The 25,256-nt window shown below is 71.7% G+C and carries 15 protein-coding genes; 4 read left to right on the top strand and 11 right to left on the bottom strand.

What is annotated here, in order from left to right; genetic code table 11:
* Positions 1-106: 106 nt before the first annotated feature.
* The 8 genes from QCN29_RS03500 to QCN29_RS03535 all read right to left on the bottom strand — a co-directional run bounded on the left by QCN29_RS03500 (position 107) and on the right by QCN29_RS03535 (position 11,865).
* Positions 107-949 carry an SAM-dependent methyltransferase gene (locus tag QCN29_RS03500; protein WP_279926179.1) on the bottom strand — a complete coding sequence of 281 codons (843 nt, stop codon included), beginning with the start codon at positions 947-949 and terminating at the stop codon, positions 107-109.
* A gap of 231 nt (positions 950-1,180) precedes the next feature.
* The gene (locus QCN29_RS03505) at positions 1,181-1,807 is read right to left on the bottom strand and encodes a dTDP-4-dehydrorhamnose 3,5-epimerase family protein (RefSeq protein ID WP_279926180.1); all 627 of its coding nucleotides are present in this window, start codon (positions 1,805-1,807) and stop codon (positions 1,181-1,183) included.
* A 55-nt stretch (positions 1,808-1,862) separates the two neighbouring features.
* Positions 1,863-2,972: a DegT/DnrJ/EryC1/StrS family aminotransferase gene (locus tag QCN29_RS03510; protein WP_279926181.1), complete on the bottom strand. Its 1,110-nt coding sequence runs from the start codon at positions 2,970-2,972 to the stop codon at positions 1,863-1,865.
* Between the two features lie 79 nt (positions 2,973-3,051).
* Positions 3,052-4,050, bottom strand: a complete 999-nt coding sequence (locus QCN29_RS03515; protein WP_279926182.1) for an NAD-dependent epimerase/dehydratase — start codon at positions 4,048-4,050, stop codon at positions 3,052-3,054.
* Between the two features lies 1 nt (position 4,051).
* Positions 4,052-5,554, bottom strand: a complete 1,503-nt coding sequence (locus QCN29_RS03520; protein WP_279926183.1) for an NDP-hexose 2,3-dehydratase family protein — start codon at positions 5,552-5,554, stop codon at positions 4,052-4,054.
* Positions 5,555-5,595: 41 nt separating this feature from the next.
* Complete coding sequence (locus QCN29_RS03525) at positions 5,596-6,858, bottom strand: cytochrome P450 (protein ID WP_279926184.1); 1,263 nt, start codon at positions 6,856-6,858, stop codon at positions 5,596-5,598.
* 184 nt (positions 6,859-7,042) lie between these two features.
* Entirely contained in the window at positions 7,043-10,354 is a 3,312-nt protein-coding gene (locus tag QCN29_RS03530; protein WP_279926185.1) for a ferritin-like domain-containing protein, read from the bottom strand.
* Positions 10,351-11,865, bottom strand: coding sequence for a flavin monoamine oxidase family protein (locus QCN29_RS03535; protein WP_279926186.1), 1,515 nt, complete (start codon positions 11,863-11,865; stop codon positions 10,351-10,353). The genes QCN29_RS03530 and QCN29_RS03535 overlap by 4 nt, the downstream gene beginning before the upstream one ends.
* A 366-nt stretch (positions 11,866-12,231) precedes the next feature.
* Between QCN29_RS03535 and QCN29_RS03540 the strand changes: the two genes are divergently transcribed.
* From QCN29_RS03540 to rfbB, 4 genes are all read left to right on the top strand, one after another.
* The gene (locus QCN29_RS03540) at positions 12,232-13,533 is read left to right on the top strand and encodes a glycosyltransferase (protein ID WP_279926422.1); all 1,302 of its coding nucleotides are present in this window, start codon (positions 12,232-12,234) and stop codon (positions 13,531-13,533) included.
* Entirely contained in the window at positions 13,530-14,756 is a 1,227-nt protein-coding gene (locus QCN29_RS03545) for a cytochrome P450 (RefSeq protein ID WP_279926187.1), read from the top strand. Before QCN29_RS03540 ends, QCN29_RS03545 begins: the two co-directional genes overlap by 4 nt.
* A 170-nt stretch (positions 14,757-14,926) precedes the next feature.
* Positions 14,927-15,991 (top strand): glucose-1-phosphate thymidylyltransferase, encoded by a 1,065-nt coding sequence (locus QCN29_RS03550; protein ID WP_279926188.1) that lies wholly within the window; start codon positions 14,927-14,929, stop codon positions 15,989-15,991.
* Positions 15,988-16,938, top strand: coding sequence for a dTDP-glucose 4,6-dehydratase (gene rfbB, locus QCN29_RS03555; protein WP_279926189.1), 951 nt, complete (start codon positions 15,988-15,990; stop codon positions 16,936-16,938). Before QCN29_RS03550 ends, rfbB begins: the two co-directional genes overlap by 4 nt.
* Before the next feature lie 32 nt (positions 16,939-16,970).
* On the opposite strand, the gene QCN29_RS03560 is transcribed toward rfbB, so the two are convergent.
* From QCN29_RS03560 to putP, 3 genes are all read right to left on the bottom strand, one after another.
* Positions 16,971-19,826 carry a helix-turn-helix transcriptional regulator gene (locus QCN29_RS03560; protein ID WP_398859107.1) on the bottom strand — a complete coding sequence of 952 codons (2,856 nt, stop codon included), beginning with the start codon at positions 19,824-19,826 and terminating at the stop codon, positions 16,971-16,973.
* A gap of 371 nt (positions 19,827-20,197) precedes the next feature.
* On the bottom strand, positions 20,198-21,430 hold the full coding sequence (locus QCN29_RS03565) for an alpha/beta fold hydrolase (protein WP_279926191.1): 1,233 nt from the start codon (positions 21,428-21,430) through the stop codon (positions 20,198-20,200).
* Between the two features lie 120 nt (positions 21,431-21,550).
* Positions 21,551-25,138: a sodium/proline symporter PutP gene (putP, locus tag QCN29_RS36810; RefSeq protein ID WP_318036686.1), complete on the bottom strand. Its 3,588-nt coding sequence runs from the start codon at positions 25,136-25,138 to the stop codon at positions 21,551-21,553.
* Positions 25,139-25,256 lie beyond the last annotated feature (118 nt).

Genomic DNA, 25,256 nt, shown 5'->3' on the forward strand with positions numbered 1-25,256 from the left:
TCCGTTCCGGTCGTCCGCGGGACCGGGCGGCTCGGGTGCGTCGGATGTGCACGACGGCAGAGGGCCGGGAGGGCGCGCGGCGGCGCCCTCCCGGCGTCTCAGCGGCTCACGGGCGCTCCGCGGTGACCAGGAGGCAGCCGAAGTCGTCGACGCCCGCCAGGTCGGACGGGTGGAAGGCGTCGTCGGTGAAGTGGAAGTTGCTCTCGTCGAGGGCCGCGGGGCGGTCCTCGGCGCCGGCCATCTTCACCAGTTCCCGGCCGGTGCGCAGCGTGGTCTGCTCCGTGACGTCGAGGATGCCGCGCAGCCGCAGTCCGGAACGGTGGAGCAGCGCGGCGTAGTCGTCGACGTCCGCCATGGTCGCCATGAGGCTGCGGCAGAACTTGTCGATGCCCGGGTGCCGTACGTCCTTGCGCGGTGCGCGCTCGAAGACGTCCGTGAGGACGAGCCGGCCGCCGGGGACGAGCACGCGGCACACCTCGGTGAGCACCTGCTGCCGATCCGGCATATGGCAGATCGACTCCAGGGCCATCACGGCGTCGAACGACCCGTCCGCGAAGGGAAGCTTCATCGCGTCGCCGTGCCGGAACACCGCCCGGTCCGCGACCCCGGCCTGGTCCGCGAGCCGGTTGGCGGTCTTGATCTGCTCCGCGCTGATGCTGATGCCGGTGACGCGCGCACCGGTGTGCGCCACGACCCGCAGGCCGGGGCCGCCCACCCCGCAGCCCAGGTCGAGGACGTGGGACGAGTCGTCCACCCCCATCCGCTCGATGAAAACGTCGGTGAGCCGGTCCATCGCCTCGTCGATCGAGGCCTCGGAGTCCGGTGTGTCCCAGTAGCCGATGTGCACGTTGGGGTTGAAGGTGCCGTCCTTCATCGCGTTCAGCGTCAGCTGGTCGTACAGCTCGCCGACGGCTCCCGGCACGGGCAGGGTCTGGGCGGAGTCGGTCATGGCAACAGCCTTTCGGGTCGTCAGGTGCAAGAGGATGGTGCGGATCCGGTGAACGCTCGGCGTTCGGCGGCCGCCGCGGCACCAGCATCGCGCCGTGCGGGCGGCGGGACGGCGGGGCGGATGAAAACCCGCTCGTTCACGTGGGGAGGCGCAGGTGCTCCGGCCCGGCCGCGGGGGCGGAACACCGTTCCGGCCGTGCGCGTCCCGGGCGCCGGGGGATGTGGACGCCCGTCAGGCGTCGGCGGACACCGCGGTGTCCGGGAGCCGTCGCCTCTCGATCTCCCGGCATCGGGCGTAGTCGGGCAGCAGGCCCTGCTTCCGCGCCTCGGCGAGCGTGATCGCGGTACGGTCGCGTTCGGAGAGGACCGGTTCGGTGTCCGTGGGGATGGGCAGCCCGAGGGCCGGATCGAGGACGGACAGGGCGAGTTCGTTCTCCGGCACATAGCTCTCGGAGAGCATGTACGACATGACGGTGTCGTCCTGCAGCGCCACGAACGCGTGGCCCACTCCCACGGGGAGGTAGGCGGCCCGGTGATCCCGCTGGTCCATCAGCACAGAGTCCCACCGCCCGAAGGTGGGCGAGCCGACCCTGATGTCGACGACGATGTCGAGGGCCTTTCCGCGTGCGCAGTACACGTACTTCGCGGTGCCGGGCGGGGTCGCGGTGAAGTGGACTCCCCGTACCACGCCGCGCCGGGACATGCTGTGGTTGGTCTGCGCGACGCGGAAGAGCGGGGCGCCGTGCGCCCGGGTGAACGCCTCCTCCTGGAACGGCGAGAGGAACAGGCCCCGTCCGTCGGGGAAGACGCGGGGGGTGAACTCGAGTGCTCCCTCGACGGCGAGCCTGCGTGCCTTCATGTCTGCTCCGGTGAATCGGTGGACGGCTGGGCGGAACGGGGGGTCGGCGGGGGTGTCACAGGGCTGCCAGCACCTCGCGCACCGCGTGGATGACCTTGTCCTGCAGGTCGTGGGAGAGCGAGGGATACATCGGCAGCGAGAAGATCTCGCCGGCCAGCGCCTCGGTGACAGGCAACGAGCCCTTGGCGTACCCGAGGTGGGCGAATCCGGCCATGGTGTGCACGGGCCACGGGTAGCTGATGTTCAGATGGATGTCGTAGGCCTTGAGGCGCTCGATGATGTCGTCGCGCCGGGGGTGGCGCACCACATACACGTAGTACACGTGCTCGTTGCCCGGGGCGGTGCGCGGGAGTTCCAGACCGGTGCCGGCGAGGCCGTCGGCGTAGCGCTGCGCGACGGCCCGGCGGCCGGCGACATAGGTGTCGAGCCTCCTGAGCTTGCGCCGCAGGATCTCGGCCTGGACCTCGTCCAGACGGCTGTTGTGGGCAGGCGTCTGAAGGGTGTAGTAGCGGTCTTCCATGCCGTAGTACCGCAGCCGCCGCAGCCGCCGTGCCACGGACTCGTCCGAGGTGATCGTCGCGCCGCCGTCGCCGTACGCGCCGAGGACCTTGGTCGGGTAGAAGGAGAAGGCTGCCGCGTCACCGGTCGTGCCCGCCAAAGTGCCGCCCTGCCGTGCGCCGTGCGCTTGGGCGCAGTCCTCGAGGACGGCGAGCCCGTGCCGGGCGGCGAGCTCCTGCAACGGAGCCATGTCCACGCACTGTCCGTACAGGTGCACAGGAAGGAGGCACCGGGTGCGTTCGGTGATCGCCGCCGCCGCCTGGCCGGTGTCCATGAGGTAGTCGTCCGCGCGGACGTCGACGAAGACGGGGGTGGCGCCGGTGGAGTCGATGGCGACCACGGTCGGCGCCGCGGTGTTGGAGACCGTGATCACCTCGTCGCCCGGTCCGATGCCCAGCGCCTGCAGTCCGAGCTTGATCGCGTTGGTCCCGTTGTCGAGGCCGACGCAGTGGTCCACTCCGTGGTATGCGGCGAACTCCGCCTCAAAGCCGCGCACGCTTCCGCCGAGCACGAGCTGCCCCGAGTTGAAGACCGTCTCGACGGCGTCGAGGATGTCCAGACGCTCGTTCTCGTACTCCGCCAGGTAGTCCCATACACGTGTCGTCATGTGCCAGCCTCTCCGGTACTGCGGTGAACGGCCGGGTTCCGGCCGAACCCTGTGGTGGGTGTGTCGGGGGTGCGTGCTCTCACCGGACCTCGTCCTGCTGCCGGGCCAGTGCGGCGACAGTGCGGCGCACCCCTTCGGGGAGCGGGATCAGGGGGTGCCAGCCGGTGGCCGCCCGGAACGGGGAGGAGTCGATGGTGACGCTCCGGAAGTCCGTGGCGGGGGCGTGCGAGGGCGGTTCCACGGCCTCCACGGCAACCGGCGGCCGCCCCGTGAGCCGGGACGTGGTCTCGGCAAGGAGCCGGAAGACGTCGCCGAGCCGGTCGCCCCGGCCCGCGCCGATCAGCCAGTGGCCGCCCACCAGGGGTCCCGGGTGGTCGAGCGCCGCCGTGAACGCCGCCGCGACGTCGTCGACATGGACCAGGTCGCGCCGTACCGTGCCGTCGTGCCACATGGTGAGCGGCAGGCCGGCGAGCGCCCGCCGCGCCATGGCGGACACGACTCCGCGGTCGCCGGCGCCCGGCGCCGCGCTCTCCCCGAACACCGTCGGCAGGCGAAGGCTGACCCCCCGCACCCGTCCCTCGGCCGTGGCCTTCTTCAGGATCTGCTCCGCCGTCAGCTTCTGCAGGTCGTAGGCAGTCCCGGGGCGGTCCGGCTCGCTGCCGTCGAGCGGCTCCCTCGGCGCCACGCCGACCTGCGAGGCGGCGCCGCCGTACAGCACCAGCGGGGGCGTCCCGCCGGGTCCCGGCCGCAGCACGTCGACGAGGTCCCGCATCACCCCCACGTTCACGCGCTCGGCGCCCGGCTCGGTCTCGGCCGCCCGCCATCCGCCGTCCGCGAGGAGCAGGTGCACCACCGCGTCCGACCCCGCGACCGCCTCGGCGAGCGCCGCCCGGTCGGTGAGATCGGCGGTGACGACGGTCGTCTCGGCCGGGCCGGGAGCGGGTGGACTCGGCCTGCGCGCCACCGCCCGCAGGCGGACGGGACGGCGCGCCAGTGCGCGGGTGACGGCCGACCCCACGAAGCCCGAGGCGCCGAGCACCGTGATCAGCGGCCCGGGGGCCTTCGGTGTGTCTTCCATGTCACTTCCCTCCCCGGGACCGCGCCGCGACGGCGTTGAGGCAGGCCAGCAGCGTGCGGGACTCCACGTTGAGATAGTGCCCGTGCCTGGTGAGGGCTCTGAGCTGGGCCGGGGTGGCCCAGGTGTAGGCGGGGGGCGGGTCGAGCGAGGCCGCGGCCGGGTCGGCGTCGACGACGAGGTAGCGGCTCCTGGCGTTGAGGAAGCGCCCGCCCTCCTCGGAGTGGACGGCCTGGTAGCGGATGCGCGACGGCGGTGCGTCCAGGACGGCGTCGAGGAAGGGCGGGCGGTCCGCAGCAGGCAGGTGGGCGTAGTTGCCGGGCGTGCACTGGACGGTCGGGGCCAGCTCGACCGTGTCCAGGAAGCCGCCCTCGGCCCGGGCGTGCACCAGCACATGCGGCACTCCGTCAATCTCACGCACCAGGAACGCCGCGAGCCCCAGCGCAACGGGTTCGAGCAGCGGCTGGGTCCAGCCGACCACTTCGCGGTTGCCGGCCCGGACGGAGACGGCTGCCACCTTGAAATAGCGGCCGTCCTCGTGCTCGATCGCCTCGACGCCGTGCTTCCAGCCGCGCACCGAGGCGAGCGGTATGCGCCGGGCGCGCACGTCGCGGCGGGAGCGCTCTCCGGTGAACCACGACAGGAGCTGGGCGTCGGAGTGCAGCGCACCGGGCGTCGTGTCCCGGTACGGCACACAGGACAGCACGGACCTGGCGTTCATGTTGACCGTGTCGTCCTCGTGGAGCAGCTCGGCGATCTGCCCGAGCGTGAGCCAGCAGAAGTCGTCCGACGCGGGGACCTCGTCGGCGGTCTCGACGATCATGTTGCGGTTGGACTTGCGGAAGAACCACGAGCCCTGTTCCGACTGGAGGACGTCGACGATGACCCGGTCGGGGTCGGGCCGGACGAAGTGGTCGATGAGCTTCACGTCGGCGCCGCGGTGGGCCTTGGTGTAGTTGCTGCGGGTGGCCTGCACGGTCGGAGAGAGCTGGAGCAGATTGGGGTTGCCCGGCTCCATCTTGGCCTGCATCAGAAAGTGCAGCACTCCGCCGAGCTCCTTGGCCAGGATGCCCAGAATGCCGACTTCGGGCTGTCTGATGACAGGCTGCTGCCACTCCCGGCGCGGGCCGTCGCCGTAGGGTCCGTCGTGTTCCACCACGTGCAGGCCCTCGACGGTGAAGAACCGCCCGCTGTGGTGCACGAGATTTCCGGTGCCGCGCTCAAACCGCCACTCGTCCAGCTCCGCGAACGGTATGCGCTCCACGTGGAAGACGTCGGCCCGGCGGCGTTCGGCCAGCCAGGCGTGGACGTCCTCGGTCCGCAGATGCGCCCCGCGGCCGGTCGCGGCCGACAGGGCGATGCGGTCGGCCAGGTCGCGGTCCTCACGCCGGCGTACGAGGGCGGGGGAGGCGGAGAGTCGCCGGAGGACGGCCGGGGCGCCGGCGTCGCCGAACCGGTCGTGCACCCGGCCGGCCGAGTCGGCGGTGGTGTCGGACTGCTGCGTCATGGGTCGCCTTCCTTTTGTGCGACGCCGGCGTGTCGCTGTGGTCACGGGCGGCCGGACATGTCGAGGACCAGCCGTGTCGGCCCGTGGAAGACCAGGTCGTCGGCGTAGGCGCAGTCGACCGGCCGGTCGCCGCGGCCCAGCCCGGGAACGCCGTCCAGCAGCGCCCTGAGGCCGATCTCGGCCTCGGCGCGCGCCAGCGTCGCGCCGAGGCAGTAGTGGATGCCGAGCCCGAAGCCCAGATGCCGGTCGGCTGCGCGGCGCACGTCCAGAACGTCGGGGCGGGGGAAGCGCTCGGGGTCCCGGTTGGCCGAGCCGAGCAGCGCGACCACGCGGCTGCCGCGCGGCACCTCGCGGCCGCCGAGGCGGGTGTCCTCGTACGCCCATCGCGTCACCGCCTGCACCGGCGGGTCGTAGCGCAGGAGTTCCTCGACCGCCCCCGGCGTCAGCTCGGGAGCGCCGCGCAGCTCGTCGAGGACCTGCGGGTGCGCCCGCAGCGCCAGCACCGCCTTCGCCAGGAAGTTGGTCGTGGTCTCGTGTCCGGCGGTGAGCAGGTGGACGCAGGTCGACACGATCCCGTCCACGCTCAGCGGTGCGCCCTCGTCCCGGGCTCGGACGAGAAGCGTGAGCAGGTCGGTGCGCTCGTCGCCGCGCCGCCGGCGCACCTCCCTCCGGAAGTAGCGGGCGAACTCCGCGGCGGCGGCCTCGGCCCGTGCGTAGCCGCCCGTGCCGCTCCGCGACCGGGTGGTGCTGGCCTCCTGGAGGGCCACCGCGTTGGCGCGGAGCCGTTCGCGGTGCTCTGCGGGGATGCCGAGCAGCTCGGAGATGACGAGGATGGGGAACGGCGCCGCGAAGCCCTCGACGAGGTCGGCTTCCCCGTTCCGTCCGAGCTGCCGGAGGAGTTCGTGCGCGATCCGTGTGATGCGGGGCCGCAGTCCGGTGACGACCGCGGGCGAGAACTCCGCACTGAGCAGGGAGCGCAGCTCGGTGTGGCGCGGCGGGTCCAGGAACACCAGCCAGTCCTCGACGATGGCCCGCAGCGCCCGGTACTCGGCGGGAACCGGGCCGGACTGCGCGCCGGCACCGCCGGACGCCGTGCGCGCGTCGCGGCCGAAACGCCGGCCCGACAGCACCCGGACGGCCTCGGCGTAGGAGAAGACGTAGAAGGTGTCCGGCTTTCCCGCTTCCGTCGCCCCGCGATGGACCGGCGCGGTCTCCCGGTAGCGCCGGTACACGGGGTACGGGTGGGCGATGTCCTTCCTGTCCCAGCCCTTGAGGTCGAACCGCGGCAGCGTCGCGGATGGCATGCGGTCTCCTTCTCCTTCGGTTGACGGTGTGGGGTTTGGCAGCGCCCCCAGGGCCCGGGGCTGTATCGATATGCGGCTCCGTCGCGTGGCCCGAGGGGCCGCGGCGGCGGCGCGGCGGACCGACGGCCTGGGGCGGCGGCGCGGCGGACCGACGGCCTGGGGTGGTTCGGTCCCAGCGGAGCGCTCAGCGGCGCCGCGGCCGGAAGTGGTCGGCCCAGAACGCGCTCATCTCCCCCACACGGGCGGGCACCAGGGGGTTCTTGCGGCATGCCGCCGCGAGGTGGTCCAGACGCAGCGCGATGCCGCGCCGTGCCACGTCCGGACGGGGCACGGGTGCGGGCTGCTCCGTCAGCTCGAACGACGGCCCGGCGGTCGTGCCCCGCCGCCCCGACGGCAGGGTCACCAGCAGCTCCGCCAGCGGGCGCATCAGGCCCGTCATCATGTCGATCGCCGCGTTCATCAGGTCGGACCGCCGCAGGCTCTCGTCCGGGCGCTCGCCGAAGTGCTGGACCATGAGCTGCAGCGCCATGAAGTAGGCACGGTTGAACAGCTCCATGACGGACCGGGCGTCGGGGTCGGTGACGGTCTCCATGGCCGGGTTGCCCTGCCCGAGGGTCGGGTTCCGCACCACGGGATAGGCCGGGTTCCACCGTTCACGGCCGGGGAGCGTCCGTGCGGGCGGTGCGTCGCGGAGCAGCTCGCCGATCCGCAGGAACGAGGCGTAGTGCGACTCCTCGGCGGCGCCCTCGCCGAGCGCCCCGCCCTCTCCCTGTTCGGTGATGACGTCGATCGCGAACAGCGCGCTGGAGAGGTCGTCGACCTCGAGCTGGTAGTCGGGGTGCCGCCGGTTGACCGACCTGCGCAGGAAGAGATGGTGCTCGCCGCCTCCCCTGCCCTTCTCCACCAGGAAGAGGTCCGGGACGCGTTGCAGGCCCTCGCGGATGTCCGCGTACATCTCGCTCAGCGAGGCGTAGGGGTGCCTGTCGTCGTAGGACGCGGGGGCCGCCGCCGTGTTGCTCCGCCGTACGTCCCCGACGAGGTCCTCCGGCCGCTCGATCTGCACGAACCGCTCGACGCTGCCGGGCCCCAGCCGCTCCAGGGCGAAGTCCAGGGGCACCGGCAGCTCGTGGTTGACGGCGCCGAAGTCGATCCGGGGCACATGGAACGGCTCGCCCGCCGCGGTGAGGATGTTGTTGACGAGGAGGAAGTGGATCATCTCCTCGCGGGCGATGTTCAGCAGCATGCTGCGGATGCCCTCGTCGAGGGTCCGACCGCCGTCGCCGCAGGCGAGCCGGAGCTGCTCGGGCGTCCACACGCCCCGTCTCACATACTCCAGGCCGGCGCCGTGGGCAGGCACCGAGTAGGCCGCGTACAGGTACTGGAGCATGACGGCCAGTTCGATGGCGGCGGCGTCGCGCAGCACCCCGACGAGCTCGCCACGCGTGGTGATCCCCCTGCTTCTGCGGGCGGCGGCCGGCACGGTCAGCAGGACCTCGTCCGGCGCCTGCCGGGCCCGCAGAAACGCCAGCAGGAGCTGGGCCTTCGGCGCGGACAGATCCCGCGTCGGCGGCATGTAGTAGGTCGTCGCCTTGTTGCGCGGGTCGCACATCTGCCAGATCAGCTTGGCGTACGTCTCGACCTTGCAGCGGTCCGCCAGGCTGAAGACCTCCGCCTTCATAAAGGAGTACAGGTGCTCGTAGAAGGCGAAGACCTCCCTGTACACCAGGTCAAAGGTCGCCTCGTCCGGTCCGATCCCGGCCAGCCGCCAGTCGTCGGGCAGCACCCGCACCGACAGATATCCGGCGCCGGGCCAGTAGCCGAGGGCGTCGTCGTGGTCGTAGGCCGCCGCCGCGGAGCCGGGGAGGTCCACGTCGCACGGCAGGTCGCCGGCGTCGGCGGACAGCAGGACGCGGGCGGCGCCCGCTGCCGCGCCCCGCAGGGTGAACCACCCGCGGCCCGCCCGGTCCGTGTCCAGGGCGCAGGCGCTCGACCACGTGCCGGAGCCGTCCCGCCGGCCCGCGCGCACACGGACGATGCCGATGTCCGAGCACCGCGCCTGAGGGGAGCTCGCGGACGGGTCGCGCGGAAGAGCCCTGGGGTTGAAGAACTGCCGTACGCCGATCCCGCCGACGGCGCCCGGACGGCCCCGTACGAAGGACCGTACGAGCACCTCGACGTCGTGGTCCGCGTCCTCGGGGTGCCGCGGGTGCTCCAGGATGAGGCAGGCGTCGTCGACCTGGACGTTGATCTCCTTCTCACGCAGATGCACCGCCGGGCCGTCGGGCCCGGCGCCCACCAGGTGCAGCGCCTCCCCGGCCGCGGCGTCCGCAGGCATCTCGATGGGAACCGTCACCAGGCCGCCGGCCAGGGCGTACTCCTGGCCCAGGTACGCCTGCCGGGGCACGCGGGCGACCAGGCGGCCGCTGTGCGCCGTGCGCAGTTCGAGGTCGCCGAGGTCTGTCCGCGCAGGGGGGCCGGCCGGCTCGCCGGAGCCGGGGTCCGGCGCCGGACCGGAGGACGGCACCGGACCGGAGGACGGCACCGCGGTGATCATGTTGAGGGTGACATGTTCGTCCGTCAGCTCGACGGAGAGGTTGTGCAGCCCTCCGGCGGCCCCGCCGGACGCCCGGCGGTCCGGGACGAGCAGGCGGCCGGCCGGATACGTGCGCAACTCGTGCGGCCGCCAGGGGGCGATCGTCCCGCGCAGCTGCCAGCGGCTCGGCCGGTCGGGCGCGCGAGGAGGGGACATATGGCTGAGCGCGAACTGCACCACCAGTCCGCCCACGTCCTCCGTAGCCGCCATGGCCCGCAGCCGCCGCACGGCCGGGGACACGGCCGTCTCGTCGAGCCAGGTCAGCTCGTCGTGCTCGGTCACGACGAACTGGTGGACCACGGACCGGCGCAGCCGCCCCGCCAGCCAGTGACCGCCGGCGTCGGCGGCGTGGCCGGAGTTGTGCCACCTCGGGGGGTGGAAGCCGCGGACGGCCCCGGTGACCATGTACCCGACGTCGTGGGAGCGTCCGTCGCGCCCGAAGCAGAACTGCCCGACCATGAGCGCCGTGGTCCAGTCGGACGACGGGTCGACGTCGAAGACGCGGGCCCGGTTGACGGTGGTGGCGAGGTACTCGTTGTAGTGCCCCCACATGTCGACCGCGCGCCCGACCACCGGGTCGGCGGTGTCGACGTCGCCCGCGCGGCCCTCGACGCTGACGATCCGTGCGTCGATCGAGAAGTGCCCGTTGCCGGCGAAGTCCTCGCCCTTGGCCGCGCTGAAGGCCCCGTCGGGCGCCGGGCGGCCTGCGTCGTCGAACCTCGGTCCCAGCCGGTCGAGGTAGTCGTGGTACTCGCCGGGCGGCCGGTGCGCGGGGAAGGGCTGCCCGTCGTCGGTGAGCGCCGTGTTCGTCGCCAGGTCGACGAGGCCGCTGCGCGGACCGGTGGGCAGATGTGTCGTCGCCGTTCCTTGGAAGTGCAGCCGGGGCAGGTCGAAGACGCTCATGCCGACCCGTCCGCGCGGCTCGTCCGGGCGGCGGCGAAGACGCGGCTCGCCCGGGGCTCGTACCACTCGATCTCATGCGCGGCGTCGATGGCCGACTCGATCGCGCCCTCGATCCATGCGGGCTTCGACGAGCAGTGCTCGCCGGCGAAGAAGAGCCCCTTCTGCGGACGGGCCGCCGCCCGTCGCTCCGCCTCGCGGAGGGCGGCTTCCTGGCCCCAGCGGACGGTGGCCGCCCCCCAGGACCATCGGCGCGCGCCCCAGGCCCGGCCCGCCACGCCCAGGACCATGCCCGGCCGGCTCAGCTCGGGGTGCATCACGCTCAGTTCCCTGCTGACGACCGCGTTCCGCTCCGTCTCGCTCAGCCGGCCCAGCGCGTCGGCGTCCGGACCGATGGTGTAGCTCGCCAGCAGTACCGCGCCGAGGGCCGGATCGCCGTCGGCGGGCGGGTAGTAGGTCTGCCGCACATGCCCGCCGGTGAAGGATGCGCCCCCGCTGATCCCGTCCTTCTCCCAGAAGGCCTCGCGGCAGTGGAAGGCTATCTTCGTCGCCGGCCAGTACTTCGTCTGGTGGACGATGTCCAGCTTGTCCTGGTCGAAGCCGGTCAGCTGCATCCGTCTGAGCACCGTGAACGGAATGGTGCACACCACGTAGTCGCAGCTCCTGGTGAAGGTTCTGACGCCCTGCCGGATCCGGAGGACGACCTCGTCGTCCCGGACGTCGATGCCCACCACCTCCTGGCCGGTCGAGATCTTTCCCCGGATCCGCGAGGCGAGCCGCCGGGGCAGCGTGTCCATCCCGTTCCGCAGCCGCACGATGGTGGAACTGGTCTCGTCCAGCACATCGTCGAGGAAGCGCTCAAGGCGCGGCGGGCACAACGACCGCACCTGGGGGTGGTCGGCGAAGAAGGCGTGCAGGTCGATTCTGTTCCCCGCGCTTCCGCACCGGTACGGCGCCAAGTCGATGTGATCGACGAGATTCAGCAGTTCCGCGCCTATCTCGTCGTGCAGTTCTGCATAGAACTGACGGGGGGCGATGGCCCTGATGCTGGCGTCGAGCCAGGCGCCGAACAGCAGGGTGTTGTCCCGGTAGTGCCGGTTCGGCAGCCCTGCGGCGAACTCGTCCACAAGGGTTTCGTGCGCGTCGCGCACCCGAAGGTATCCGGAGGAGCTGGGCAGATAGGCGGCGTCGTCGGAGAACAGCGTCCGGAACTCGCACACCTGGTTCTGCAGGCCGAGTTCGGCGATGTAGTGCATGGTCAGCCGGTGCCCGGCGGGGATGCGCATCGCGCCGAGCTCGGCGAACGGCCCGGCCGCGCCGCCGCCGGGAAAGCGATGGGTGTGAATGCGGCCGCCGATGTCGCGGCTTCCTTCGATGACCTGTACGTGGTGTCCGAGGCGTTCCAGTTCATATGCCGTCACCAGACCGGCGATTCCGGCGCCTATGACGGTGACCTTCTTCGGTCTGCCGATGGCGCCGTCCGGCCCGTCGATCTCCTGCAAGGGTGCCGTCACAGGTTTCCTCCAGTACGCGATGTCCAAGGCCGGGGAGCATGTCCTGGATGAACGCCCGCGCCTTTCCCGGTCCCGGAAAGGGCGATGCCGGGGATTGGTCGTCAGCCATTGTTCGCGCGAGTGCGGCGCCTCCGTATCCCCCGACGGGCCCGGGCGCGGACGGTTCGGCAGACGGTCCGCCGGCGCGATCGGGGCGGCACGGCGGCGTCATCCTGCGTGAACGCGCGGGGTTTTCCCCGCATCGCCGTCGGGGCCCGTGTGTGAGGCGATGCTGGCGTGCGTGGCCGGACGGCCGGACCCTGCGGGCGCCGGAGCCGGCCGGCGGGAACATCACACAGGCCCCTGAAGGAGGCGACGTTGACGCGAGTGCTGATCGCGACCACACCGGCGCCGGGACACGTCGTCGGCATGCTGGAGGTCGCACGCGAGCTGGCCCGGCGCGGGCATGAGGTGCGGTGGTACACCGGCCGGGCCTTCCAAAAGCAGGTGGAGCAGACCGGGGCGTGCTTTGAGCCCATGAGCGCCGGACTCGACTTCGGCGGGAAGAGCCGGGAGGAGGCTTTCCCCGGCCACGCCGGGCTGACCGGGATAGCCAGTTTCAAGATCGGTATCCGGGACGTCTTCTACCGGACCGCACCGGCCCAGATGGATGACCTGCTGGCGATCCTGACGCGGTTTCCGGCCGACTGCATACTCGCCGACGACATGTGCTACGGCGCGTGCTTCGCCAGCGAGCGCACCGGAATTCCGCTGGCCTGGCTGAGCAACTCGGTGTACATCCTCGGCAGCAGGGACACCGCCCCGCTCGGACGGGGGCTGCAGCCGAACGCATCACCGCTCGGACGGGTGCGCAACGCGCTGCTCCGCTTCATCGGCGACCGCGTGGTGATGCGGGACCTGCGCCTGGAGGCCGACCGCACCCGGGCCCTGGTGAAACTGGAGCGACTCGGGACGAGCGCCATGGAGAACATCGCGCGCCCGCCGTCCCTCTATCTCATGGGCACCGTAAGCTCCTTCGAGTTTCCCCGCAGCGACCTGCTCCCGGGAACCCACTTCGTGGGCGGGCTCCTCGGACTTCCCCCGGAGGACTTCGACCCGCCCGCCTGGTGGGACGAACTGCACGACGGCCGGCCGGTGGTGCTGGTCACCCAGGGCACCACGGCCAACGACGTCGGCTGGCTGCTCGCCCCGGCCATCCGGGCACTGGCCGACCAGGACGTCCTCGTCGTGGTCACCACCGGAAGCACCCTGGACGTCGACCGGCTGCGTCCGCTGCCGGACAATGTCCGGCTGGAGCGGTTCGTCCCCTACTGCCATCTGCTGCCGCACGTGGACGCCATGGTGACCAACGGGGGCTACAACGGCGTCAACGCGGCCCTCGCCCAGGGGGTGCCCCTGGTCGTCGCGCCCCGCTCGGAGGAGAACCCCGACGTGGCGGCGCGTGTCAAGTGGTCCGGGACCGGAGTCGTCCTCAAACGGCGGGCCGTGTCCGAACCCGGCCTGCGCGAGGCCGTGACCACCGTGCTGCACGACGAGCGGTACCGGCGGCGGGCACGCGCGCTGTCCCGGGAGCACCAGAGCTGCGACGCCCCGCGAAAGGCCGCCGAGCTCATCGAGTCCATGGCCGATTCCCCAGGCCAGATCCCCACCGGAGGTTTCACCCAGTGAACGTCACGACGAAAACCGGCCTGGCAGCAGCCCCCGAGACGACCATGCCGACGGACCCGGGCATCTTCGACTGCATGCCGGACCTGCTGGCGGCTGCGCGAGTGGCGCCGGTCGTCCGGATTCCCTACCTCGGACACCACGCCTGGGTCGTGTGCGACCCGGAGCTGGTGCGGACCGCGCTCACGCACCCCCGACTGGCCAAGGACATCACCCTGGTCCCCGACTGGATGCGCAAGCCGGGCCTGATGGTGGGGTCGCAGCCGCCCCCGGAGTACGCCCGCGCGATGATCATGAGCGACGGTGAGGACCATGCGCGGATACGGCGGCTGCACGCGCCGGTGCTGAGCCCCCGCAACACCGAGAGATGGGGCGAGCGGGTCAGCGTCAAGGTCGACGGATTCCTCGACGAACTGGAGCGGTCCCGCTCCGGAGAGTCCGCCGAAGTCAACGTGGTGACGGACTACACGCACCGGATTCCGCTGGCGTTCATCTCCGAGATGCTCGGCCTGCCCCCCGAGGCGGAGCGGCAGCTGCGCAGCATCACCGACGTCATGCTCTACTCCTCCGACTACCCGGCACGCACCGAGGCCGTCGGGGCGCTGTTCGGGGCGGTGGAAGGCTGGGTCCGGGACCCGGCCCCGCTGGCCGACGGGGTGATCACGGGTCTGCTGGCCTCCTCCGACGGGCCCGACGCGGCGGTCACCGAGGGCGAAGTCATCGTCTGGACGGTGGGAATGATCATCACCGGCTATGAGACGACCGGGAGCCTGATCTCCGCGGCGCTGTACGAGGCTCTGCGACGGCCGGCACAGGAGCGGCCGCGGACCGACGAGGACATCAAGGGGTGGGTCGAGGAGACCCTCCGGGTTCACCCGCCGTTTCCGCACCCGACCTGGCGGTTCGCCACCGAGGACATCGATCTCGGCGGCTATCTGATCCCCAGGGGCGCCCCGGTGCAGGTCAGCATCGCGGCGGCGAACCGGGAGCCGGGCGAGGGAGCCGACAGCTTCGCCGCGGAGCGGCGGGGACAGGGGCACCTCTCCTTCGGCCTCGGCGCGCACTACTGCATCGGCGCCTCGCTGGTCCGGCTGGAGGCGCAGATCGCGGTGCGCGGATTCCTGCGCCGCTTCCCGTACGCGAGGCTGAGCACCGGCGCCGCCGTGGAGTGGGAGTCGGAGTGGATGATCCGCCGGCTGAGCGTCCTGCCCGCCGTGCTGTCCTGAGGACGGCGTCCACGCCGCGGCGGCCTGCCGCGGAACAGCGGGCCGACGCCCGGAGTCGGCCCTTCCACGGATACGGATTTGGATATGGATACGGGAGAGATGATGGCTCCGCCTTCCGAGACCCGCATACCGAGCGGCAGCCCGCCGGCCGGCCGGATGCAGGGGCGCCGATGAAGGCGCTGGTGCTCGCCGGCGGTTCCGGCTCCCGGCTGCGGCCGATCACGCACACCTCGGCGAAGCAGCTTGTGCCCGTCGCCAACAAGCCGGTGCTGTACTACGGCCTCGAGTCGATCGCCGAGGCGGGAGTCCGCGAGGTCGGCATCGTCGTCGGCGACACGGCCGCCGAGATCGAGTCCGCGGTCGGCGACGGCTCGCGGTTCGGCCTGGACGTCACCTACCTCCCGCAGGAGGCGCCGCTGGGCCTGGCCCATGCCGTGAGCATCGCCCGGGACTACCTCGGCGACGACGACTTCGTGATGTACCTGGGCGACAACTTCATCGTCGGCGGCATCGACGCGCTCGTGCGGCGCTTCCGGGTGAACCGCCCGGACGCCCAGATCCTGCTCACCCGGGTGCCGGACCCGCGTGCGTTCGGCGTGGTCGAGTTGGACGCCCACGGCCGGGTGATCGGTCTCGAGGAGAAGCCGGAGCATCCGAAGAGCGATCTCGCGCTGGTCGGCGTCTATATGTTCAGCGCCCGCGTGCACGACGCCGTCCGCCGGCTCAAGCCGTCGTGGCGGGGCGAGCTGGAGATAACGGACGCGATCCAGGAGCTGATCGACGCGGGTTGCCGCGTGGATTCGACCCTTGTGTCCGGGTACTGGAAGGACACCGGCAACGTGGCCGACATGCTGGAGGTCAACCGCCTGGTCCTGGACGGCGTGGAGGCCGACTGCTCCGGTGAGGTCCGGTCCAGCGAACTGGTCGGCCGGGTGGTGATCGAGAAGGGCGCGACCGTGACCGGGTCGCGGATCGTCGGCCCGGCGGTCGTCGCGGCCGGGTCGCGGATACGCGACTCCTACATCGGTCCGTTCACCTCCGTCGACAACGACTGCGCGGTGGTCGACAGCGAGATCGAGTACTCCATCGTGCTGCGCGGGGCGTCCATCGTCGGCGTGCGGCGCGTGGAACGCTCGCTGATCGGACGCGAGGTCGAGGTGACGTCGACGCCCCGCACTCTCAGGGCCCACCGCCTCGTCCTCGGCGACCACAGCAAGGTGCAGGTCACCTCATGAGGATTCTCGTGACCGGCGGCGCCGGCTTCATCGGCTCGCACTTCGTGCGGTCCTTCGCCGACGAGGACAGGATGACCGTGCTCGACAGGCTGACCTATGCCGGGAACCTGGCGAACCTGGAGCCCGTCGAGGACCGGTTCACCTTCGTGCACGGCGACATCTGCGACGCCGAGCTGCTCAGGGAGGTGGTGCCCGGACACGACGTCGTCGTCAACTTCGCCGCGGAGTCGCATGTCGACCGCTCGATAGCCGGCGCGGACGAGTTCGTCCGCAGCAACGTCCTGGGCGTGCAGACCCTGATGCAGGCGTGCCTCGACGCGGGCACCCCGAAGGTCGTCCAGGTCTCGACCGACGAGGTGTACGGCAGCATCGAGGCCGGCTCCTGGGACGAGACGGCCCCGCTCAGCCCCAACTCCCCCTACGCCGCGTCCAAGGCCGGCGGTGATCTGATCGCACTCGCGTACGCCCGCACACACGGGCTGCCGGTCAGCATCACCCGCTGCGGCAACAACTACGGGCCGTACCAGTACCCGGAGAAGGTCGTCCCGCTGTTCATCACCAACCTGCTGGACGGCCTGAACGTGCCGCTGTACGGCGACGGCGGCAATGTGCGCGACTGGATCCACGTCGACGACCACTGCCGGGCGGTCCGGCTGGTCGCACGGCGCGGCGTGGCAGGCGAGGTCTACCACATCGCCGGAACCGCCGAGCTGACCAACCGGGAACTGACCGCCCGGCTGCTCGACGCGCTGGAAGCCGACTGGCAGCGCGTCGAGCAGGCGCCCGACCGCAAGGGGCACGACCGCCGCTACTCCCTGACCGACGGCAAGCTGCGGGAACTTGGCCATACCCCGCGGACCGCGTTCGACCGCGGCCTTGCCGAGACCGTCGAGTGGTACGCGGCCAACCGCCGGTGGTGGGAGCCTCTGAAGAAGCACGTCCCATGAACGGCCCCGGCGGCTTCGCGGCGGAGTCGGCGCTAGGCCTTCAACCGGACCAGAGCCGTACGGGACCGGATCCCGAGCTTGCGGTAGATCTGTCTCAGATGGAAGCCGACCGTGTGCGGGGAGATGAACAGATGGCGCGCGGTCTGCTGGTTGGTGAGTCCGTCGGCCACCAGTTCCGCGACCTTCAGTTCGGTCTTGGTGAGGCTCTCCCAGCCGGAGACCGGGCGCTTCGCGTGCGTCCAGTGCCGGCGGCGCACGCCGAGCCGGCGCAGCCGGGCCCGCACGCGAGCGGCGTCCCGCTCGCCGCCGAGCGCGCCGTAGGCGCTCATCGCCCGGTCCAGCCCGCTGATCGCTCCCTCGTGGTCGCCGCCGTCGAGCAGAAGGCCGGCATGGTCCTCGACCGCCGCGGCCCGGGCCCATGGGCTCCGGTGCTGCCGGCCTGCCCGGGCCAGTGCGTCCACGTCCCCTTCGGCGAGTGCACGGGCATGGGCCGCGGCGGCGAGCACCGCGGGAACGTCCCGGTTGTGTCTTCGGAGGCGTTCCGTCGTGTCGACCACGGTCCGGGCGAGGTCCGGCAAGTCCGCCGCGAGGGCGCTCCGCACGCACCAGGCCGCGGCGGCCGGATCCTCCAGAACGAGTAATCGGAGCCCGTCGGCATGCGCCCCGATCTCCGCCAGCGCCTGCGCCGCCGCACACTCATCCGCCCTGGCCTCGGCCAGCTGTGCGCTCAGCAGCAGGCGCGCCGCCTGCCAGGGACTGGAGCCGGGCTGCGGGAAGTCCTTCTCCAGGGTCTTGATGTGGTCCTCGGCCTGGGTGAGCGCCCCCCGGCGCAGTGCGACGTGGGCCAGCACCAGCCACGCCTGGGGAGCGAGCACCGGCACATATGGGCCGTCCATGCCCACACCGGTCCTGGCCGCCTCCTCGGCGTCGTCCAGGCGCCCCTGTGCGAGATGCAGGGGCGCCCGGAGCACGCCCGCGACGGCGGCGGCCAGCGTCCCCTCCGCCGGGGCGGCCGTCCGGGCGGAGGGCTGGATCGCCGCCGCGGCCTCGTCGTACTCGCCCGTCCTGGTGAGCGCGAAGGCGAGGAACCAGCGCGGATCGAGGAGTTGCGCGTCCTCGTCCGGGCGGCCCAGCGCGACGGCCTTGCGCAGGGTTCCCACCGCGCCTCCCACTCGGCCGTCGCGCCACTGGCCGAACGCCTCGAAGATCAGTGCGCCGGCGTGCACGGCCTGTGGGTGGCGGTCGGGTGCGCTGAGGATCTTCCGGGCCAGTTCAGCCGCGGCGCCGTCTCCGGTCAGGTAGGAGGCTGCGAGACGGGTGATCACGGCCTCGCGGCTCCGGAAGCCGCAGGCGTGCGCCGCGAGCGCGTCACGCGCGGCCCGGCGCGCCGACTGCGCGTTCCCCTGCAGCAGCAGCGCGGTGGACGACGCCCCCCGCAGCGCGGCGATGTCTTCGGCGAGTGCCGCCGGCAACGGGGCCGCGAGCCTCGCGGCCTCGTCGATCGTGTCCCTGGCCAGAGTGATCGCCCGGTCCAGGGCGCCCGCCCTGGTGAACGCCTCGACCGCGGTCTTCGCCAGCCGTACGCGGTCGGCCTGACCGGGCGCCAGCTCCATGCAGCGGGCCGCCAGCGACGCCGCGGCCGACGGATCGGCGGCCAGCAGCCGCTGGGCTCCGTCGGCGATGATGCGCAGCTCCCTCACATTGCAGGGCTGGGCGATGTGCACCAGTTGGAGGGCGGCTCGTTCGACGCCGTCGGGACGCGACAGCAGCATCTCCGCCGCCTGTCGACGCAGCATCGCGCGCACCGGCGGCGGCACGGAGTCGAGCAGTGCACGCCAGATCGGCTCGGTGCGGAATGCGAGGTCGTGCTCACCGCAGACCAGAAGCCCCCGGCCGACCGCCTCGTCCACGGCTGCCAGCAGACCGACGGGTGCTTCGCCGAGCATGGCCGACAGATCCTCCGGTGTGAACGGCGATCCGAGCACCGCCGCCAGCCTGAGAGCCCTCAGGGTGGGCTCGGAGAGCGAGCGCAGATCCTGCTGGATCAGTGCGGAGAAACGTTCCGGTACGGACGCGGGCACGCATACGCCGACCCGGGCGGGGGCGCTGCCGGGTAGGCCCGGCTGGAGCCGCGAAGCACCGTCGACGATGCATATGTCGCCGTCGTCCATGAGCCCGCGCAGCAGTTCCAGCACCGTACCGGGGGTGCTGTTGACGCTTTCGGCCAGGGCGAGGAGCACCGGGCCCGGGGCGGCTCCGGTGCAGTCGGCGACCAGGTGCTTCAACGCGTCGCCCGAAAGCGGACCCAGCGGGTGGAGCGGTTCCACCGGGAGTCTGCCCCGGAGCTTGGCGAGACAACTCTGCACCGGGTCGTACGGCATGGTGTCCCTGTCCGGCGTGAAGGCGAGCAGCCACAGGATCGGGCGACCGCGGACGGCGGCGACGAGGTCGCACAGCGCCGTCAGGGTGGGGAGGTTCGCCAGATGCAGATCGTCGAGCACGACGACGGCGCGGACGTTCTCCTGTGCGTTGCGCAGCCATGCCCGCACCGCCTCGATCGCGGAAGGCGTGCTCGGGCTGTGGAATCCGCCCTCGGCGGCGCCCGGGGCGTGGGCGTGGGTTCCGGCAGTCGCCGGAGCCGTCTTGGGTGTGGCGTCAGGGGTGGCCGGGACGCCGTTGACGACGGCGAAGCCGTTTCTGCCGGCGACGGCGGCGGCCTCCAGGAGGAGCCGGGTCTTGCCCGCGCCGGGTGCGGCCTCCACCAGGAGGACCTTGCTTCGCCGGGCGCCTGTCACGCGGTGCAGGTTCGCGCTTATCTGCGCCAGTTGCCGTTCCCGGCCGCGCACCGGCGGCAACGGTCGTGCGTTGGGGACCATGATGCTCCACATCGCGGATTCAAGGGGACGGAGGTGAGTGCGTCGACCACGGCGGCCCGCACGGGGTTTCCGTACACGGGCGCCATGGGAGCGGTGTTGACGGGGAGGACGCAGCGGTAAGCAGATCGAATCGTGAACCGTGCAGTCGGCCCTCAATGGAGCAGTCCTCCACTCACTCGTTTCTGAAGGGGACTATATGCACTCTGTGTGCAACGATGACTACCCTTCCGTGCATTCAAAGGCTGCGTGTCCGAAGTGAGATGGGTCACGGGCCCGTACTTCTCCGACCTGGACCTCTTCGATCGTCGGACATGCCGCCGGTCTGCCGCTTGGCGGAACTCTGAGGTTTCCTGAGGGCGAGCTGGGGGCGTCGGCCGGTGAGGTCACTCGGCCAGGAAGGCGTCGATGTGTGACAGGAACTCGTCCCAGGCCGGTTCGAACGCGGTGAGCAGATGGTTGCGGCTCTTGAGCAGTGCCAGCCGGCTGTCGGGGATGAGGGCGGCCAGCTCACTGGCCTGTGAGGCCGGCACGCGCGCGTCGTCGCGCGAGTGGATGATCAGCGTCGGGCACTGCACCCGGTGGGCGATGCCGGACACGTCGATCCGGGCGAACTCCTCCAGGAATCGGACCCCGTTGGCCGGCGAGGTCGTCCGCCGCTGGAAGTCGGTGAACTCGTCCCACTCCTCCGGCGTGGCCTCGGGAAGGAACTGGGAGGCGAACACCCTCAGGAAGCTGGGATCCTGATGTATCCACCCCACCCGGGCCAGATCCAGGTCAAGGGCAGCCGCGTCGCGCTCCGCCTCATCCCGTGCCCGGACCTGCCGCCCCCGCGCGTAGGCTCCGGCGAGGATCAGCCGGCTGACCCGCTCCGGACGGCGCGCGGCGTAGGCCACCGCGACCGCACCGCCCTGCGACACCCCGAGCAGGGGGAAACGCTCCAGCCCCACGGCTTCGACCACGCTCTCGAGGTCGTCGACCCAGTCGTCGAACGTGAAGCCGGGCGCCGCCCAGTCCGACAGACCGCATCCCCGCTCGTCGTACCGGACCAACCGGCGGTTGCGCGCAAGCCCGTTGAGCCAGTGCGACCACACCGGGGTCGTCCACTCCAGGTCGAGATGGGTCATCCAGTTGGCGGCCTTGACCAGGGGCGGACCCGAGCCGACGGTCGCATAGGCGATCCGGACGCCGTCGTCGGACCGGCAGAACCGGATGGTCTGACCGCCCGCGGCGCTCGATGCGTCCGCTGACGCCCGTGCGACGCCGGCCGGCCGCCCGGAGCCGACGGCGGGGCTGCCCGCGACGATCCTCGCCGGGGCCACGAACTGGTAGCCCCGCCGGTGCACGGTGCGGATCAGCCGCTGCCGGCTTCCGGAATCGCCCACGGCCAGGCGCGCGGTCCGCAGCGCCGTGGTGAGGGCGGCCTCGCTGACGAAGCGGTCCTCCCACACTTCGTCGAGCAGTTCGTTCTTCGGCACCACCCGGTCCCGGTGCTCGATCAGATGACACAGCAGATCCAGGGCCCGGGGCTCGACATGGACCGTCTCGCCGCCCCGGCGAAGCTGGCGCCGAGCCGTGTCCAGCTCGTACTCCCCGAAGCGATATGCGTCCCCCTCCACCGAAGCAGGATACAACCGGCAACACGGCCGAACTCTTGAGCGACACGCGTTCACCGAGGTCCGGCCGGGTCTGCCGGGCAGAACGGTCCGCGGACGGAGCGGATACGGCCGGAAACGGGCTCAGGTGGCCGATTCCGCGGGAAGGGCCTGCTCCGTCCAGATGATCTTGCCGGTCCTGGTGTAGCGAGTGCCCCAGCGGCGGGCGAGCTGGGCGACGATCAGCAGGCCCCGCCCGCCCTCGTCCGTGGTCCGGGCGTGGCGCAGGCGCGGGGACGTGCTGCTCGCGTCGGACACCTCGCAGATCAGGGCCCGGTCGCGGATCAGGCGCAGGGCGACCGGTCCGGTCGCGTGGCGGATGGCGTTGGTGACCAGTTCGCTGACGATCAGTTCTGTGGTGAACACCAGGTCGTCCATCCCCCACTCCGACAGCTGCCTGCACGCGAGGCTGCGCGCGTCCGCGACGGCGGCCGGATCGACGGGCAGGTCCCAGGACGCCACGTGGTCCGGCCCCAGGACATGTGTCCGGGCGAGGAGCAGTGCGACGTCGTCGGACGGCGGGCGGGTCAGCAGGGCGTCGATCACCTTGCCGCCGGTCTCGTGCAGCGTCGGGCCGGGCGAGGCGAGGGCGCCGCGCAGGCGGGCCATCCCGACGTCGACATCCGGATCGCAGGTCTCGATGAGGCCGTCCGTGTAGAGCGCGATCAGGCTGCCCTCGGCCAGCTCCAGCTCGGTGGACTCGAAGGGCATGGACCCGAGGCCGAGCGGCGGTCCCGCGGGCAGGTCCAGGAAGTCGACGGCGCCGTCGGGGCCGACGACCACGGGCGGCAGGTGGCCCGCCCTGGCCAGCGAGCACTGCCTGCCGACGGGGTCGTACACGGCGTAGAGGCAGGTGGCCCCCGTGAGCGCGCCGTCCACGCTCTCGTCGTCGGCCCCCGCCGGGTCGCCGCCGCCGCGCACCTCCATGAGGCCGATGACGAGGTCGTCCAGACGGGCCAGCAACTCGTCGGGGGGGAGATCCAGATTGGCGAGCGTACGCACGGCGGTGCGCAGGCGCCCCATGGTCGCCGCGGCGTTGATGCCGTGTCCGACCACGTCCCCGACGACCAGCGCGACCCGCGCCCCCGACAGCGGGATCACGTCGAACCAGTCGCCGCCCACACCGCTCGGCGCGTCCGCCGGGAAGTACCACGACGCGACCTCCAGAGCGGACCCTCCCGTCAGCTCCTGGGGCAGCAGATAGCGCTGCATCGAACGAGCCGCGGTGCGCTCGCGGGTGAAGCGGCGTGCGTTGTCGACGCACAGCGCCGCTCGGGAGACGATCTCCTCGGCGAGCCGCACATCGTCGTCCTCGAAGGGGCCCAGCCGCCGGGACCTGACGAACGTGACCGCGCCCAGGGTGACGCCGCGCGCCTTCACCGGGACCGCCATCGCCGAGCGCAGCTGGATGCCGCGGACCGCGGCGCCCAGGGACGGGTCCTCGGCCACCCAGCCGCCGGGCGCGCCCTCCAGGATCGGTTCCACCACGGTCCTGCCTTCCAGCAGGCAGCGGGCCACCGGCGACGAGGGGGCACGCGAGACCGCCTCGCCCACGGCCACACCGGTCTCCGGGCCGCCCTCGCGCACCGACTTCTGCCCCGCACGGAGCAGGACGGGCGTGACGCCCACGGGCCCGGGAGCCGGTTCCTCGCCCCTCATGACGGAGTCCAGCAGGTCGACGGCCACGAAGTCGGCGAGGGGCGGCACGGCGTCGTCGGCCAGTTCCTGCGCGGTCTGCGTCACGTCCAGTGTGCGGCCGATGCGGGCGCCGGCTTCGTTGAGCAGAGCCAGGCGTTCCTGGGCCCGCCAGCGCTCGGTGACGTCGATGACCATGTACCAGACGCCCACGTGCCGGCCGTGCCGGTCCTGCATCCCGAAGAAGGACGCCGAGTAGGCGCGCTTCCTGCCGGTTCGGCGGTCCCGGTAGCCGGGGCCGCGGAACTCGTAGTCCAGCACCGGAGCCCCGGTCTCCAGGACCGTCCGCATATTCTCCTCGAACGCCTCCGCCTCCAGCCGCGGCAGCACGTCCTTCACCTTCCGGCCCAGCCGTCGCTCCAGGGGGATCAGCTGCTCCAGCCGTTCGTTCACCCAGACGTACCGCAGATCGGTGTCCAGTACGGCCATGCCGACCGGGGCGTGTGCGAGGAAGGGCTCGAGCATCAACCGGCTGACGCCGCCCCCCGGCATCCGCCAGAAGGCACGTTCCGGCGGCCGGCCGACGAACCGGCCGAAGAGCAGCGCGGCGACGGTGGCGACCAGCACGCCGGGGACCATCTCGTAGATGCCCGACTCGAGCGGTCCGAGCAGCGGGTTGATCTCGTCCCAGAGCAGCACCGTGGCCGCGCCGGACACGATCCCCGCCATGGCCCCCGCCCAGGTCATCCGCGGCCAGTACAGCGAGAGGAGGACGACCGGCCCGAAGGCGGCCCCGAAGCCCGCCCAGGCATAGGCGACGATGCTGAGCACTCCGTCGCCCCTCAGCGCGATCATGCAGGCGACCAGGATCACCGCTGCCACGGCTCCGCGTCCCACCCAGATCAGCGCCCGGTCCGAGGCCTTCCGCCTCAGGAACGCCCGGTAGAAGTCCTCCGTGAGGGCGACGGAGGACACCAGCAGCTGGCTGTCGGCGGTCGACATGATCGCGGCGAGCACAGCGATCAGCATCACGCCGGCGACCCAGGGATTGAGCAGGGTCTGGCTCAGCGCGATGTACACGGTCTCCGGGTTCTGGAGCGGCGTGTCGAGCTCACCGATGCCGATGAGGCCGACAAGCGTGGCGCCGGCGAGCACGACGAGCACCCAGCCCGTTCCGATGCGCCGGGCCGCGGGGACGGCGTGGGTGCTGCGGATGCCCATGAAACGGGCCAGGATATGCGGCTGGCCGAAGTAGCCGAGGCCCCAGGCGAGCAGCGAGACGATCGCGACGGCGCCCAGCGGGCCGCCTGCCGTCCACTGGCCGCCGGCGAAGTCGGCCTCGGCCCCGACGTCGAGCAGGGCGGGCGACTTGGCGTCGAGCGCGTCGCTCAGCGCCCCGAAGCCCCCGAGCGCTCCGATGCCGACCGCGGGGAGCACCACCAGGGCGAGGAGCATCAGCGAGCCCTGCATCACATGGGTATGGCTCACGGCGAGGAAGCCGCCGAGGCACGAGTAGACCGCGATGAACAGGGCGGTGAGAACCACGGCAAGCCCGTAGTCGACGTTGAAGACACGCTCGAACAGGAATCCGCCGGCAACCAGGCCGCTGGCGACGTAGAGGGTGAAGAAGACGACGGTGACCGCCGCCGAGGCCGTCCGGAGCAGCCGGGTGCGGTCCTCGAAGCGCTCCTCCAGATAGGCCGACAGGCTCACGGCGTTGCCGGCGCGCTCGGTGTAGGTGCGCAGCCTCGGCGCGACGAACAGCCAGTTGAGATAGGTGCCGACCGCCAGCCCCACGGCGATCCAGCCGGCGCCGATGCCGGCTGCGTACACGGCGCCGGGAAGCGCCAGGAACAGCCAGCCGGACATGTCGCTGGCGCCTGCCGACAGGGAGGCCACCAACGCGCTGAGCCTGCGGCCGCCGAGGGCGAAGTCGGTGAAGGTGCGGGTACGGGTGTAGGCCCAGATCCCCACTCCGATCATGGCGATCACGTAGAGGACGAACGTGACCACGATCGGCGCGCTGAAGTCGAACATGTCTTCCTCGCTGCGAGGCTGATGAGCAGCTCACCCTAGGGGTGGCTGCCACCTGTCACCCAGTACCTGAACGGACTGGTTCTCATCTTCTCAGGGACGGCGGCGCCCTCCTCTCACG

The organism is Streptomyces chengmaiensis, from assembly GCF_029846775.1.
Taxonomy (GTDB): domain Bacteria; phylum Actinomycetota; class Actinomycetes; order Streptomycetales; family Streptomycetaceae; genus Streptomyces; species Streptomyces chengmaiensis.

What these genes read in the sequence shown, in the direction of transcription:
- QCN29_RS03500 (WP_279926179.1), bottom strand. Translation starts at nt 949, where the DNA reads ATGACCGACTCCGCCCAGACCCTGCCCGTGCCGGGAGCCGTCGGCGAG.
- QCN29_RS03505 (WP_279926180.1), bottom strand. Translation starts at nt 1,807, where the DNA reads ATGAAGGCACGCAGGCTCGCCGTCGAGGGAGCACTCGAGTTCACCCCC.
- QCN29_RS03510 (WP_279926181.1), bottom strand. Translation starts at nt 2,972, where the DNA reads ATGACGACACGTGTATGGGACTACCTGGCGGAGTACGAGAACGAGCGT.
- QCN29_RS03515 (WP_279926182.1), bottom strand. Translation starts at nt 4,050, where the DNA reads ATGGAAGACACACCGAAGGCCCCCGGGCCGCTGATCACGGTGCTCGGC.
- QCN29_RS03520 (WP_279926183.1), bottom strand. Translation starts at nt 5,554, where the DNA reads ATGACGCAGCAGTCCGACACCACCGCCGACTCGGCCGGCCGGGTGCAC.
- QCN29_RS03525 (WP_279926184.1), bottom strand. Translation starts at nt 6,858, where the DNA reads ATGCCATCCGCGACGCTGCCGCGGTTCGACCTCAAGGGCTGGGACAGG.
- QCN29_RS03530 (WP_279926185.1), bottom strand. Translation starts at nt 10,354, where the DNA reads ATGAGCGTCTTCGACCTGCCCCGGCTGCACTTCCAAGGAACGGCGACG.
- QCN29_RS03550 (WP_279926188.1), top strand. Translation starts at nt 14,927, where the DNA reads ATGAAGGCGCTGGTGCTCGCCGGCGGTTCCGGCTCCCGGCTGCGGCCG.
- rfbB (WP_279926189.1), top strand. Translation starts at nt 15,988, where the DNA reads ATGAGGATTCTCGTGACCGGCGGCGCCGGCTTCATCGGCTCGCACTTC.
- QCN29_RS03560 (WP_398859107.1), bottom strand. Translation starts at nt 19,826, where the DNA reads ATGTGGAGCATCATGGTCCCCAACGCACGACCGTTGCCGCCGGTGCGC.
- putP (WP_318036686.1), bottom strand. Translation starts at nt 25,138, where the DNA reads ATGTTCGACTTCAGCGCGCCGATCGTGGTCACGTTCGTCCTCTACGTG.